Source organism: Rhizobium sp. LCM 4573, from assembly GCF_001854865.1.
Lineage (GTDB): Bacteria > Pseudomonadota > Alphaproteobacteria > Rhizobiales > Rhizobiaceae > Neorhizobium.
Genome location: NZ_MDDW01000006.1, coordinates 177601 through 190138 on the forward strand (window position 1 = coordinate 177601; position 12538 = coordinate 190138).

Consider the following 12538-nt stretch of genomic DNA (forward strand, 5'->3'; position numbering starts at 1 on the left):
GGCACTACACGCCTCCCGTTCGACAGCGAGCGGGAGGCGTTCTTGTTTCCTGCGCCAGAATGCGTGCCGGCGAGGGATGTCAGACTTCCGCCAGCATGGCGGATTTTTCTGCTTTCGACCCTGTCTGAGCCGAAAGAAGCGGGCCGCTGACAGCCTCTGCTTTGTCGGCGAGCATGGAGACGAGTAGGTCGGATTGCGAAATGATGCCGACGAGCTTGCCGTTCTGCCGCGTGACCGGCAGGTAATGCAGCCCCGCTTCGGCGAAGATCACGATCGCCTCGGAAACAGGTGTATCGGGGCCGATCGTCGTCACCGGGCTGGTCATGATGTCCTTCACGGTGTCGTTCGGCGCGCTTGCGCCCTTGAGCGCCAGGCGCAGCCTCTGGGCAAGGCCGATCGTCGCCCGGCCCTTCACCCAGTTCGTCTTTTCGAGGAAATCGGTCTGGGTTACGATGCCCACGACTTCGGCGCTGTCATTGGTGACGGGCAGGGCCTTGATGTGATGGGCGCGCATGAGATCCTGCGCTTCCTTCAACGAGTTGTCTGGCGCCACCGCGATCACGTCGCGCGACATGATGCTCGCGCAGACCAGATCGCCCGCCCGCCGGCGGTAGGAGCGCAGCTCCGTCCTTCTGAGAATGGTTTCGAGATCGTCGCGGTCGATGTCGAGAACCTGATCATATTCCTTCAGCACCTCGTCCAGATCCTCCGAGCGGAAGCCGATGCGCTCGATCGGCGCCGGGTCGGACGTGCCGTGATCGGTCTGCTGCGGCTTCATCGCATGCGGATAGGCGCGGCCGGTAAGATTGTTGAAGGCGAGCGCCAGCAGAACCATCGCCAGGGAATTACCGGCGACCGGCCAGATGACGAAACCATAGCCGAGTTCGTGAATGGCCGGGCCGCCGAGCACGGCGGTCAGCGCGATCGCGCCTGCCGGCGGATGGAGGCAGCGCAGCGCCATCATCGCCGCAATCGCCACTCCGATCGCCAGTGCCGACGCCAGCAGCGGATCCCGCACGAGCAGCGCGACCGTAACCCCGATCGTGGCGGCGAGCATGTTGCCGCCGAGCACCGACCACGGCTGGGCAAGCGGGCTCGAAGGCACGGCAAAGAGCAGCACCGCGGACGCCCCCATCGGCGCGATCAGTGCCGGCAGCATCGGATCAGACTTGAAGACCAGCCCGCCGAGCAGGCCGGTGATCAGGATCCCCGTCAGTGCGCCGATCGCCGAGCGTATCCGTTCCTTCTGGCTGATGAGGATGGCTTCCGGCAGGAATCGCCGCAGCAAGCGTCTCATTTATCCGAGCTTTCGATTTCGTGGGGATGATTGAGGCGGCGCCTCTTTAACGCATCCCGTCGAAAAACGACAGTCTTCGATAATCAAAAATTAAAGCCAAAAATCAAAGATTGAAGGCCGAGCGTACCCCATCGACCACGAACTGGACGGAAAGGGCGGCGAGGATCACGCCGAGCAGCCGCGTGAGGATCGCCCTCCCGGTGACGCCGAGAAAGCGATCCAGCCGTTCCGCGATGAGCAGGGTCGCATAGACCAGCAGCATGATCAGCGCGATGACGGCGATAAGCAGGGCCCGGTCCAGGGCGTCGGTAAAGGTCCCGGCCAGAAGCACCGTCGCGGATATGGCTCCCGGCCCGGCAATCAGCGGAATCGCCAGCGGGAAGACCGCGATATTGTGGATGTGATCGATGGTAATCGCGGCCTGCGAGGTCTTCTCCTTGCGCTCCTGGCGCTTCTCGAAGACCATTTCGAAGGATATCCAGAAGAGCAGCAGCCCGCCTGCGATGCGGAATGCGCCGATGGAGATGCCGAGCAGCCCGAGTATCCCCGATCCGAATATCGCGAAGGCGGCGAGAAGGCCGAACCCGATCAGCGAGCCCCTGAACGCGACCTGCCGCCGCTGGAGCGCCGTCATGCCGACTGTAAGCCCCAGGAAAACCGGCGCCAGACCGGGCGGGTCGAGCGTGACCAGCATGGTCGTCAGGGCATTGATCAGCATGTCGGGCGTAGCCATATAACCTCCGGGCCGGCAGTCCTTGCGGGTGATGGCGAAGATTGTTAGGACAGACGGGCAGGGAAGGTAAAGCCTGCCGTAACGCTTTCCTGTCGAAGGCGCTCCGCACGCTGTCCCGGCGCCTCGCAAAGGCCGCAAAAGCTGTTCAAAACCCTGCCGGAAATTGGCGCTTCGCAGCGCTTTCCGATATACACAAAGCAACTGATTCCGAACAGAGATCTGATCCGATTTGACTGAGCAAAGCACACCCGGCGGCGGAAAGCTGCCTCCCGGCATCGAGCCCATTTCCATCATGGAGGAGATGCAGCGGTCCTATCTCGATTACGCCATGAGCGTGATCGTGAGTCGCGCGCTTCCCGATGTCCGTGACGGATTGAAGCCGGTGCACCGGCGCATCCTCTACGGCATGTCGGAACTCGGCATCGACTGGAACAAGAAATACGTCAAATGCGCCCGCGTTACCGGGGATGTGATGGGTAAATACCATCCTCACGGCAACATGGCGATTTACGATGCGCTCGCCCGCATGGCGCAGGACTGGTCGCTTCGCCTGCCGCTGATCGACGGTCAGGGCAATTTCGGCTCGATCGACGGAGACCCGCCGGCAGCCGAACGCTACACCGAATGCCGGCTGGAAAAGGCCGCCCATTCGCTGCTCGACGATCTCGACAAGGAAACGGTCGATTTTCGCGACAACTACGACGGTACGCTATCGGAACCCGTCGTGCTGCCGGCGAAATTCCCGAACCTTCTGGTCAACGGCGCAGGCGGCATCGCTGTCGGCATGGCGACCAATATTCCGCCGCACAACCTCTCCGAGGTCATTAACGGCTGTATTGCCCTGATCGACAACCCGGCAATCGAATTGCCCGAAATGATGGAGATCATCCCCGGTCCGGATTTCCCGACCGGAGCCATGATCCTCGGCCGCTCGGGCATCAGGTCGGCCTACGAGACCGGCCGCGGCTCGGTCATCATGCGTGGCCGTGCCCATGTCGAGCCGATGCGCGGCGATCGCGAGCAGATTATCATCACCGAAGTTCCCTACCAGRTGAACAAGGCGACGATGATCGAAAAGATGGCCGAACTGGTGCGTGAAAAGCGCATCGAGGGCATTTCCGACCTGCGCGACGAGTCCGACCGCGAAGGCTATCGCGTCGTCATCGAGCTGAAGCGCGATGCCAATGCGGACGTCATCCTCAACCAGCTTTACCGCTACACGCCGCTGCAGACTTCCTTCGGCTGCAACATGGTGGCGCTGAACGGCGGCAAGCCGGAGCAGCTTACGCTTCTCGATATGCTGCGCGCCTTCGTCTCGTTCCGGGAAGAGGTCGTCAGCCGCCGCACCAAGTACCTGCTGCGCAAGGCGCGCGAGCGTGCCCACGTCTTGGTCGGTCTCGCGATCGCCGTTGCGAACATCGACGAAGTCATCGCTCTCATTCGCCGCGCACCCGATCCGGCGACCGCCCGTGAACAGCTGATGACCCGCCGCTGGCCGGCGCATGATGTCGAGGCGCTGATCCGCCTGATCGACGATCCGCGCCACAAGATCAACGAGGACGGCACTTACAACCTGTCCGAAGAGCAGGCGCGCGCCATTCTGGAACTGCGCCTTGCCCGTCTGACGGCGCTCGGCCGCGACGAAATCAGCGACGAACTCAACAAAATCGGCGCCGAAATCGCCGATTACCTGGACATCCTCTCTTCGCGCCTGCGCATCCAGTCGATCGTCAAGGAAGAGCTTGCGGCCGTTCGTGACGAATTCGGCACGCCCCGCCGTACCGAGATCATGGAAGGCGGCCCCGACATGGACGATGAGGATCTCATCGCCCGTGAGGACATGGTCGTCACCGTCTCGCATCTCGGCTACATCAAGCGCGTGCCGCTCGGCACCTACCGGGCACAGCGACGCGGCGGCAAGGGCCGCTCCGGCATGGCCACGCGCGACGAGGATTTCGTCACTCGCCTCTTCGTGGCGAATACCCATACGCCGGTGCTGTTCTTCTCCTCCCGTGGCATCGTCTACAAGGAGAAGGTCTGGCGCCTGCCTATCGGCACGCCGCAATCCCGCGGCAAGGCGCTGATCAACATGCTGCCGCTGGAACCCGGCGAACGCATAACCACGATCATGCCGCTGCCCGAGGACGAAGCGAGCTGGGATAACCTCGACGTGATGTTCTCGACGACGCGCGGCACCGTTCGCCGCAACAAGCTGTCGGATTTCGTACAGGTGAACCGCAACGGCAAGATCGCCATGAAGCTCGATGAGGGCGACGAGATCCTGTCCGTGGAAACCTGCACCGATCGCGACGACGTGCTGCTGACCACGGCGCTCGGCCAGTGCATCCGCTTCCCGGTGGACGACGTCCGTGTCTTTGCCGGCCGCAATTCGATCGGCGTTCGCGGCATATCGCTGGGAGACGGCGACCGCATCATCTCCATGACGATCGTCGGCCATGTCGATGCGGAGCCCTGGGAGCGCGCGGCCTACCTCAAGCGTTCGGCTGCCGAACGCCGTGCGGCGGGCGTCGATGAAGAGGATATCGCTCTCGTCGGCGAGGAAGTCACCGAGGAGGGACAGCTTTCCGACGAACGCTATGAAGAGCTGAAGGCACGCGAGCAATTCGTGCTGACGGTCTCGGAAAAGGGTTTCGGCAAGCGCTCGTCTTCCTACGATTTCCGCACATCCGGCCGCGGCGGCAAGGGCATCCGAGCGACGGATACGTCGAAGACGGCCGAAATCGGCGAACTCGTCGCAGCCTTCCCCGTCGAGGACAACGACCAGATCATGCTCGTGTCCGATGGCGGTGTCCTGATCCGCGTGCCGGTCGGCGGCATTCGCATCGCGAGCCGCGCCACCAAGGGCGTGACGATCTTCTCTACCGCCAAGGATGAGAAGGTGGTTTCGGTCGAGCGCATCAGCGAGCCGGAAGGCGACGAGGAAAACGGCAATGGCCTGCCGGAAGAGATCGATGCCGAAACCGGCGATCTCGGCGCAGCCGCGCCGGAGAACGGCGGTACAGACGAAGGCGCGACGGAATAGTCGCGCCGCAGTCTTCAGGTCCCATGAACGATAAAAAGCCGGAGGATTCTCATCCTCCGGCTTTTGTTTGAACTGCGACGCGACGGGAGAGTCTCGTAGGCAGTTCCACTACTCGTCTGCCTCAGAACGTGCTGTGACGCCGGGCAAAATCCTTCATGTCTTCGTTTTCGCGACGAAGTGCTCCAATGGTGGAGGCCACGGATGCCACGAACATGATGCTGATCAAACCTGCAAGTACAGTCAGTGTCACGAACATGGCCATCCTTTCCAGTTTGCGTTATCCGCCGTTATAATAATTCGTGTCGTAGTAACGACCCGTCAGCTGCGGATAGTTCAGGTCTGCCTGCCCGGAATTGTCTTGATAAAGGGTCACCGTTGCTGTCAGCATGGCTGCGATCATTGCCGTCCAAACCACATTGATCATCGTGATCTTGTCGAGCGCGATCGTTTTCCTTTTCGCGAGCATCTCCGTTGTCCTTCTCGTTTGCCTGAACGCGCGGATGCACGCACAGGTTCCACCGCATTTTGAGAGAGAATTAACCCATCCGCGCTGAAGCGACTTTGAATGGCCTGTTCATCTGGCGTTCATGATTCGAATCGCCCAAGGCCTCAACTTCAGCAAGAAGGGAAAGTGCGGCCTCGAGGGCAAACGGCAGAACCACGGCGATCGCCACCAGTACGGCCAGCATCTTTCTCTCCTGTGATCGCGAGTCTTGTTGCTCGCTATGGGGGTCATGAAAACATATCGGGTGTGAAACGCCCTTGAACGCGCCATTCATCCGCCGTTCATGCTTGCAGAGCCGGAACATCCGTGACAAAAGGCCCAGGAATTCATCGCTGACCCAGCTTGGACTTGCATATGACGACTGCTTTCTATCCCGGGTCTTTCGATCCGATGACCCATGGGCATCTCGATGTGCTGGTGCAGGCGCTGAATGTCGCGGAAACGGTCATCGTCGGAATAGGCATTCATCCCGGCAAGACGCCGATGTTCAGCTTCGAGGAGAGGGCGGAACTGATCCTCGCCTCGCTGACGGAAGTCCTGCCGCAGAAGGCGAAGGACATCTCGGTCGTTTCGTTCGATAAACTCGTGGTAGATGCCGCGCGCGCCCACGGCGCGAGCCTTCTGGTGCGTGGCCTGCGGGACGGCACCGATCTCGATTATGAAATGCAGATGGCCGGAATGAACCGCCAGATGGCTCCTGATATCCAGACCGTGTTTCTGCCCGCCGGCACCGCGTCCCGGCCCATTACGGCCACATTGGTCCGGCAGATCGCCGCCATGGGCGGCGATGTCAGCGCCTTCGTGCCGGCCGCGGTCCTGAACGCCCTGAATGCCAAGCTGAAACGCTGATCCGTCCTTCACTCATCGGAGTTCCGCATGAAACTGCTTCGTCTCGCCATTGCCGGCGCCTTTGCCCTGGCTTCCTTCGTCATGCCGGCGTTCTCCGCCGAAGACGACTTCCTGACCATCCAGCTCAAGGACGGCCCGGTGGTCGTTCAGCTCATGCCGGAAGTTGCGCCGAAGCATGTTGCGCAGGTTAAGGCTCTGGCCGCCAAGGGCGAATATGACAATGTCGCCTTCCACCGCGTCATCGAGGGCTTCATGGCTCAGACGGGTGACGTTCAGTTCGGCGATATGGAGAATGGATTCGATCCCGCGCGCGCCGGCACCGGCGGCTCCGACCTGCCGGACCTTCCGGCCGAGTTCTCCAAGGTTCCCTTCGAGCGCGGCACCGTCGGCATGGCGCGCAGCCAGGACCCCAATTCCGCCAACTCGCAGTTCTTCATCATGTTTGCCGAGGGCTCGTTCCTGAACGGTCAGTACACCGTGATCGGCAAGGTGGTCTCGGGCATGGAGAACGTCGACAAGATCAAGCGTGGCGAGGGCGGCAACGGAGAAGTTTCCAATCCCGACCGGATGATCAAGGTCACCGTCGGCAAGTAAATTCCAAGCGCATCGCCTATGCGCCAAACATAAAGGAGAAGGCCATGGCCGAGATCAAGGATCCGGAAAACACTGTCATCCTGGAAACCACCAAGGGCAAGGTTGTCATTCAGCTTCTGCCGCAGGTGGCGCCGGAGCATGTCGCCCGTATCAAGGAGCTTTCCCGCGAGAAGGCCTATGACGGCGTCGTTTTCCACCGCGTCATCGCCGATTTCATGGCGCAGACCGGCGACGTTCAGTACGGCAAGAAGGGCGGCGAGAGCTTCAACCCGGCTCGCGCCGGCATGGGCGGCTCGGCGAAGCCGGATCTGAAGGCCGAGTTCTCGGCAACGCCGCACGTGCGCGGCACCTGCTCGATGGCGCGTTCGCAGAACCCGAACTCGGCAAACAGCCAGTTCTTCATCTGCTTTACCGATGCACCCTGGCTGAACAAGCAATATTCCGTCTGGGGCCAGGTCATCGAGGGCATGGACGTCGTCGACACCATCAAGAAGGGCGAGCCAGTCAGCGATCCGGACTCGATCGTCTCCATGCGGGTTGCCGCCGACGTCTGATCGTCATTCAATGAGAGCCCGCTCCGCCGATCGTCGTCGGAGCGGGCTTTGCTTGTTCGGAAACTGACCCATGCGCGTCGACCTGTTCGATTTCGATCTGCCCGAGGAAAGCATTGCGCTGAGGCCCGCAAGCCCGCGCGATAGCGCCCGGCTGCTCGTCGTGCGGCCGGATGGGGAACCCGAGCTTGCCGATCACCGCGTTTCGGAACTGCCGGACTTTCTGAAACCGGGCGATGCTCTGGTCTTCAATGACACCAAGGTTATCCCGGCTCAGCTCGAAGGCATTCGCCATAGGGAAGGGGCGGGCGGCCAGCAGGTCTCCGCCACCCTTCATATGCGCACCGCGCCTGATGCCTGGAAAGCATTCGCCAAGCCCGGCAAGCGCATCAAGGTAGGCGATCGGATAGAGTTCGGTCACGGCGGCAATGCCTGCATGATCGGTTCGCTTGCCGCGACGGTGGAAGAGAAGGGCGAGGGCGGTGAAGTCACTCTGCGCTTCGATCTCTCCGGCCCGATGCTGGACGAGGCGATCATGGCGGTGGGACACATTCCCTTGCCGCCTTATATCGCCGCCAAGCGGGCCGAAGATGACAAGGACCGGCAGGACTACCAGACCATCTATGCGCGCGAAGAGGGCGCGGTCGCGGCTCCGACCGCCGGCCTGCATTTCACGCCTGAGCTCTTTGCCGCCCTCGATGCCGCGGGCATCGAACGGCACTTCGTCACGCTGCATGTTGGCGCCGGGACCTTTTTGCCGGTCAAGGCCGACGATACCGCCGATCACAAGATGCATCAGGAGATCGGCTACGTTAGTGCCGATACCGCTGCACGGCTGAATGCGGTGAAGGCACGCGGTGGGCGGATCATCTGCGTCGGCACGACCTCGCTTCGGCTGATAGAGAGCGCCGCCACCGATGACGGCGTGATCGAGCCCTGGAGCGGAGCAACCGGCATATTCATCACGCCCGGCTATCGCTTCAAGGCCGTGGACATGCTGATGACCAATTTCCACCTGCCGCGATCGACACTGTTCATGCTGGTCTCGGCCTTTTCAGGGCTGGAGACCATGCGCTCGGCCTATGCTCATGCCATCGAAACAGGCTACCGCTTTTATTCCTATGGCGATTCCAGCCTGCTTTTCCGGAAAGACTAGATGACCACCGAGAATTTCCAGTTCACTCTCAAGAAGACCGATGGCGGGGCGCGGCTTGGCGAAGTTTCGATGCCCCGCGGCACGATCCGCACGCCGGCTTTCATGCCGGTCGGCACGGTTGGCACCGTCAAGGCCATGTATCTCGACCAGGTGCGCGAGACCGGCGCCGATATCATTCTCGGCAATACCTATCACCTGATGCTCCGGCCGGGAGCCGAGCGAGTGGCGCGCCTCGGAGGTCTTCATAGCCTTATCCGCTGGCAGCATCCGATCCTTACCGATAGCGGCGGTTTTCAGGTCATGTCTCTCGCGGGGCTGCGTAAGCTCGACGAGAAGGGTGTCACCTTCAAGAGCCATGTGGACGGCAGCCTGCACCACATGTCCCCGGAGCGCTCCATCGAGATACAGGGCCTGCTCGGCTCCGATATCCAGATGCAGCTCGATGAATGCGTGGCGCTGCCGGCCGAGCCCAAGGAGATCGAGCGGGCCATGGAACTGTCGCTTCGCTGGGCGGAGCGCTGCAAGATCGCCTTTGGCAACCAACCCGGCAAGGCAATGTTCGGTATCGTCCAGGGTGGCGATCAGCCGAACCTCCGCATCCGCTCCGCCGAGGGATTGAGAGAGCTCGATCTCAAGGGATATGCGGTCGGCGGCCTCGCGGTCGGCGAGCCGCAGGATGTGATGTTGCAGATGCTGGAAACGACGCTTCCGGTTCTCCCGAGCGAAAAGCCGCGCTACCTGATGGGTGTCGGCACACCCGACGATATTCTGAAATCGGTGGCGCGCGGCATCGACATGTTCGATTGCGTGATGCCGACCCGCTCCGGCCGGCATGGTCTGGCTTTCACGCGCCGCGGCCGCATCAACATCCGCAACGCCAAACATGCCGAAGATCTGCGTCCGCTGGACGAGGAGTCGAGCTGCCCGGCGGCGCGCGATTATTCCCGCGCCTATCTGCACCATCTCGTGCGCTCCGACGAGGCGCTCGGCGGCATGCTATTGTCCTGGAACAACCTTTCCTATTACCAGGACCTGATGAAGGGCATCCGCAAGGCGATCGCCGAGGGACGCTTTGCCGACTTCTATGCCGAAACGCAGGAAGCCTGGGCGAGGGGTGACGTCTGATCTCACCGGCCAGCACCGGCCTCAGATACCGGTGCTGGTGGTATTCGCAAGCATCCGCACGCCGTTGACCTTGTAGCTGCCGTCATCCATCAGCCTCAGCTCGTAGATGACGGTCCAGTCCTTGCCCTTCGGGTCCGTGATCATGACTTCCTGCAGAACCATCTCGCCGCCGCCGACAAGCTTGGAGCGGCCGAAAGCATAGTTTCCGGCCTGATAGACCGGTGGATAGCTCCTGCGCACCATGTCCAGAAACCGGTCCTTGTCAGGATAGAGGCTGCGGATGCCGGGAGAAGCGTGAGAATAGGCTTTCTCGGCATCGTTGGCCATCAGCGCGTCGATCTGTTCGGCAATAACGGCCTGGGCTTCCGCCACCGGGTCTTCGGCTCTCGAGGGCAGGGCGGAAACGAGAATAAGAAACACGAAAGCGGAGGCGAAACGAACCGGCATAGGCGTTCTCCAAACGTGACGAAGGAAGCCTACCATGGAAAGCCTGCGCGCTGAACAATGCAGCCTTTCGCAATGAAATCTTGTGGCCGCGCATGGCGAATGCCAGGAATGAAGCAAATTGCGATTCGCCGGATTCCTTCATGTCTACGCTCGCGCCGTCCGCGCTGCTCTATTTCTGCAATGCCATCCTCTTCGTTTCCCTGTTCACGCGCTTGCCGGCCATCCAGCTTTCGCTCGGCGTCGACAAGGCGATCCTGGGATTCACCCTGCTCAGCGCGCCCTTGGGAACCTTCCTGGCGCTGCCCATCGCCGGCCGCGTGACCGACCGGCTGACACCCCGTCTGACGGCGGTCGCCACCTTGTGGATTACGGCTCTGCTCACGCCATTGCTTACGATTGTCCCGATCAGCGGCTTCCTGCTCTGCTTTTTCCTCTTCGGCTTCTTTCGGACCATTTTCGATGTCGCCGCCAATATGATCGCAACCGGCATCGAGCAGCGCACCGGCAGAAAAATCCTCTCACGCAGCCACGGCTTCTGGTCGATCGGCCTGCTTGCAGGCTCGCTGATTTCCGGGTTCCTGGCGGGCAGAGGAGTGACGCCTTTCTTCCACCAGGCGATGGCCGCCGCCTTCGTGATCCTCTCCTGCCTCATCGCCTTCCGGATGATGCCCCGGGATTCTGCGCCGGTAATTCAACCGGATCGCAAGAGGCCGGTCTATGTGCTTCCCGACAGGACGATCCTGTTGATCTGCGTGATGGTCTTCGGTCTCTGCATCGTCGAAGGCGCGGTCTATGATTGGGGCATTTTCTTCATCCGCGAGGTCCTGGGTGCCGATCCTACGGCAGCTGGAATGCTCTACGCCACCTTCACGATCGGCATGGGCCTGACACGGCTCAGCGGCGATATGCTGCGCGATAAATTCGGCGCCGCGACGCTCCTGCGCGGCTCGGCTATCTCGGTGGGAGCGGGCGTCATCCTGCTCGTTTCCGCGCCGGGACTGGTTGCCGGCGGCTTTGCGCTCTTCCTCATCGGCTGCGGCGTTGCGCTGGCATTTCCTCTGGCGGTCTCCACCGCGATCGAGCGCGGCAAGGGGCAGGCATCCGAAAGCCTGGCGGCCCTTGCGCTCACCTTGATGCTCGGCACGATCGGCGTTCCGCCACTGCTCGGCTTCATCGCGGAACATGCCGGCCTCGTCGCCAGCTTCCTGGTTCTGCTGCCCTTCATCCTGCTGAGTTTTCTCATGGCACCCGTATCGGAAGGCCGCCGGCCGTGGCTCGGATTTTCGCGTCGATGATCTGCGGCCTTGCCATTGCCGCTAATTGGCCACAAGATTCCGTAAGGGGTTGAGGCCGGGAGCCGGACCCGTTAGGACGGCGACGAAGCTGGATTCATTTCCCCGGAGACAGGTGGAACAGTGATCGATCCTTACGAGACGCTTGGTGTTTCACGCGATGCGGATGCCGCAGCCATCAAGCTTGCCTACCGCCGTCGGGTGAAGAAGGCGCATCCCGATTCCGGCGGCGATGCGGAGGCCTTCGGCAAGCTCACGACATCCTACGAGCTGCTCAACGATCCCGTACGCCGCAAGGTTTATGACGATACCGGCTACGATCCGGCGCTTGCCGATCCCATGGATCTGCAGGGGGTACTGGTGCTGGAAATGCTCGTCAACGAGGTCATCCTCGACGAGCGCGAGCCGGGCAGCTTCGATCCGGTCGCCGCCATGCGCAGAAAGCTCACGGACAAGATCGTCCAGGCGCGCTTCCACATTCTCGAAATGGAGCGTCACCGCGCGCGCATTCGCAATCATATCGACCGCATCGGCAGGAAACCCGGAACCGATGTGCTCGGCCGCATGCTGAAGGCACGCTGCGATACGATCGGCGAGGCCATGACCAAGGCAGAAGCCGATATAAAGGCCATAGAACAGGCCTATGCCATGCTGGAAGGCTACTCCTACGAGATCGAAATCGAGGAAATGCAGACAGCCGCGGAATAACGGTACGCGCCGGCGGAATTGTCGAGCTCCATACACGATGATCCAACACCGGCGTCAGCCCAATATCAATACGTCGGTATTGGCGACCGAATAGGGGATTCCACCCGGCTAGCCGCAGTTCAAAGCAGAACGCATCCCGACACCCAATGTCAAAGCTGGTTAGAGGTGCGGCGCCGCCAGCCAGTTAGAAATGCGACACTCAGCATCGCCGCTGGCGCTGACCGCAGCCCCCGATCCG

General features: G+C 61.5%; 14 protein-coding genes. 8 read left to right on the plus strand and 6 right to left on the minus strand.

Annotated features, from left to right (window positions below):
- Nucleotides 1-79: 79 nt before the first annotated feature.
- Nucleotides 80-1297 carry an HPP family protein gene (locus LCM4573_RS13345; protein WP_071006799.1) on the minus strand — a complete coding sequence of 406 codons (1218 nt, stop codon included), beginning with the start codon at nt 1295-1297 and terminating at the stop codon, nt 80-82.
- Between the two features lie 103 nt (nt 1298-1400).
- The gene (locus tag LCM4573_RS13350) at nt 1401-2030 is read right to left on the minus strand and encodes a MarC family protein (RefSeq protein WP_071006801.1); all 630 of its coding nucleotides are present in this window, start codon (nt 2028-2030) and stop codon (nt 1401-1403) included.
- Nucleotides 2031-2259: 229 nt separating this feature from the next.
- On the opposite strand from LCM4573_RS13350, the gene gyrA reads away from it, so the two are divergent.
- A complete protein-coding gene (gene gyrA / locus LCM4573_RS13355) occupies nt 2260-5073 on the plus strand; it encodes a DNA gyrase subunit A (RefSeq protein WP_071006803.1) in 2814 nt (937 codons plus the stop codon).
- 121 nt (nt 5074-5194) lie between these two features.
- Here the strand turns inward: gyrA and LCM4573_RS28785 are convergent, their stop codons facing one another.
- The 3 genes from LCM4573_RS28785 to LCM4573_RS28085 all read right to left on the minus strand — a co-directional run bounded on the left by LCM4573_RS28785 (nt 5195) and on the right by LCM4573_RS28085 (nt 5762).
- Entirely contained in the window at nt 5195-5329 is a 135-nt protein-coding gene (locus LCM4573_RS28785; protein WP_274534854.1) for a hypothetical protein, read from the minus strand.
- A gap of 21 nt (nt 5330-5350) precedes the next feature.
- Entirely contained in the window at nt 5351-5539 is a 189-nt protein-coding gene (locus tag LCM4573_RS13360) for a hypothetical protein (RefSeq protein ID WP_071006805.1), read from the minus strand.
- A 70-nt stretch (nt 5540-5609) separates the two neighbouring features.
- Nucleotides 5610-5762 carry a hypothetical protein gene (locus tag LCM4573_RS28085; RefSeq protein WP_157895505.1) on the minus strand — a complete coding sequence of 51 codons (153 nt, stop codon included), beginning with the start codon at nt 5760-5762 and terminating at the stop codon, nt 5610-5612.
- 170 nt (nt 5763-5932) lie between these two features.
- Here LCM4573_RS28085 and coaD point away from each other — a divergent pair, with 170 nt between their 5' ends.
- The 5 genes from coaD (at nt 5933) to tgt (ending at nt 9853) form a co-directional block, all read left to right on the plus strand.
- Nucleotides 5933-6427 carry a pantetheine-phosphate adenylyltransferase gene (gene coaD, locus LCM4573_RS13365; RefSeq protein WP_071006806.1) on the plus strand — a complete coding sequence of 165 codons (495 nt, stop codon included), beginning with the start codon at nt 5933-5935 and terminating at the stop codon, nt 6425-6427.
- Between the two features lie 27 nt (nt 6428-6454).
- Nucleotides 6455-7021: a peptidylprolyl isomerase gene (locus tag LCM4573_RS13370; RefSeq protein WP_071006807.1), complete on the plus strand. Its 567-nt coding sequence runs from the start codon at nt 6455-6457 to the stop codon at nt 7019-7021.
- Between the two features lie 44 nt (nt 7022-7065).
- Nucleotides 7066-7575: a peptidylprolyl isomerase gene (locus LCM4573_RS13375; RefSeq protein ID WP_071006808.1), complete on the plus strand. Its 510-nt coding sequence runs from the start codon at nt 7066-7068 to the stop codon at nt 7573-7575.
- A gap of 70 nt (nt 7576-7645) precedes the next feature.
- On the plus strand, nt 7646-8728 hold the full coding sequence (gene queA, locus LCM4573_RS13380) for a tRNA preQ1(34) S-adenosylmethionine ribosyltransferase-isomerase QueA (protein WP_071006809.1): 1083 nt from the start codon (nt 7646-7648) through the stop codon (nt 8726-8728).
- A complete protein-coding gene (gene tgt, locus LCM4573_RS13385) occupies nt 8729-9853 on the plus strand; it encodes a tRNA guanosine(34) transglycosylase Tgt (RefSeq protein WP_071006810.1) in 1125 nt (374 codons plus the stop codon).
- 21 nt (nt 9854-9874) lie between these two features.
- On the opposite strand, the gene LCM4573_RS13390 is transcribed toward tgt, so the two are convergent.
- A complete protein-coding gene (locus tag LCM4573_RS13390) occupies nt 9875-10300 on the minus strand; it encodes a DUF4864 domain-containing protein (protein WP_071006811.1) in 426 nt (141 codons plus the stop codon).
- Nucleotides 10301-10440: 140 nt separating this feature from the next.
- Between LCM4573_RS13390 and LCM4573_RS13395 the strand changes: the two genes are divergently transcribed.
- Together LCM4573_RS13395 and LCM4573_RS13400 are read left to right on the plus strand one after the other, a co-directional pair.
- Nucleotides 10441-11595 carry an MFS transporter gene (locus LCM4573_RS13395; protein WP_157895506.1) on the plus strand — a complete coding sequence of 385 codons (1155 nt, stop codon included), beginning with the start codon at nt 10441-10443 and terminating at the stop codon, nt 11593-11595.
- Nucleotides 11596-11715: 120 nt separating this feature from the next.
- Nucleotides 11716-12300 carry a J domain-containing protein gene (locus LCM4573_RS13400; RefSeq protein ID WP_071006813.1) on the plus strand — a complete coding sequence of 195 codons (585 nt, stop codon included), beginning with the start codon at nt 11716-11718 and terminating at the stop codon, nt 12298-12300.
- The last annotated feature ends 238 nt before the right edge of the window (nt 12301-12538 follow it).

What these genes read in the sequence shown, in the direction of transcription:
- LCM4573_RS13345 (WP_071006799.1), bottom strand. Translation starts at nt 1,297, where the DNA reads ATGAGACGCTTGCTGCGGCGATTCCTGCCGGAAGCCATCCTCATCAGC.
- LCM4573_RS13350 (WP_071006801.1), bottom strand. Translation starts at nt 2,030, where the DNA reads ATGGCTACGCCCGACATGCTGATCAATGCCCTGACGACCATGCTGGTC.
- LCM4573_RS28785 (WP_274534854.1), bottom strand. Translation starts at nt 5,329, where the DNA reads ATGTTCGTGACACTGACTGTACTTGCAGGTTTGATCAGCATCATGTTC.
- LCM4573_RS13360 (WP_071006805.1), bottom strand. Translation starts at nt 5,539, where the DNA reads ATGCTCGCGAAAAGGAAAACGATCGCGCTCGACAAGATCACGATGATC.
- LCM4573_RS28085 (WP_157895505.1), bottom strand. Translation starts at nt 5,762, where the DNA reads ATGCTGGCCGTACTGGTGGCGATCGCCGTGGTTCTGCCGTTTGCCCTC.
- coaD (WP_071006806.1), top strand. Translation starts at nt 5,933, where the DNA reads ATGACGACTGCTTTCTATCCCGGGTCTTTCGATCCGATGACCCATGGG.
- LCM4573_RS13370 (WP_071006807.1), top strand. Translation starts at nt 6,455, where the DNA reads ATGAAACTGCTTCGTCTCGCCATTGCCGGCGCCTTTGCCCTGGCTTCC.
- LCM4573_RS13375 (WP_071006808.1), top strand. Translation starts at nt 7,066, where the DNA reads ATGGCCGAGATCAAGGATCCGGAAAACACTGTCATCCTGGAAACCACC.
- queA (WP_071006809.1), top strand. Translation starts at nt 7,646, where the DNA reads ATGCGCGTCGACCTGTTCGATTTCGATCTGCCCGAGGAAAGCATTGCG.
- tgt (WP_071006810.1), top strand. Translation starts at nt 8,729, where the DNA reads ATGACCACCGAGAATTTCCAGTTCACTCTCAAGAAGACCGATGGCGGG.
- LCM4573_RS13390 (WP_071006811.1), bottom strand. Translation starts at nt 10,300, where the DNA reads ATGCCGGTTCGTTTCGCCTCCGCTTTCGTGTTTCTTATTCTCGTTTCC.
- LCM4573_RS13395 (WP_157895506.1), top strand. Translation starts at nt 10,441, where the DNA reads ATGTCTACGCTCGCGCCGTCCGCGCTGCTCTATTTCTGCAATGCCATC.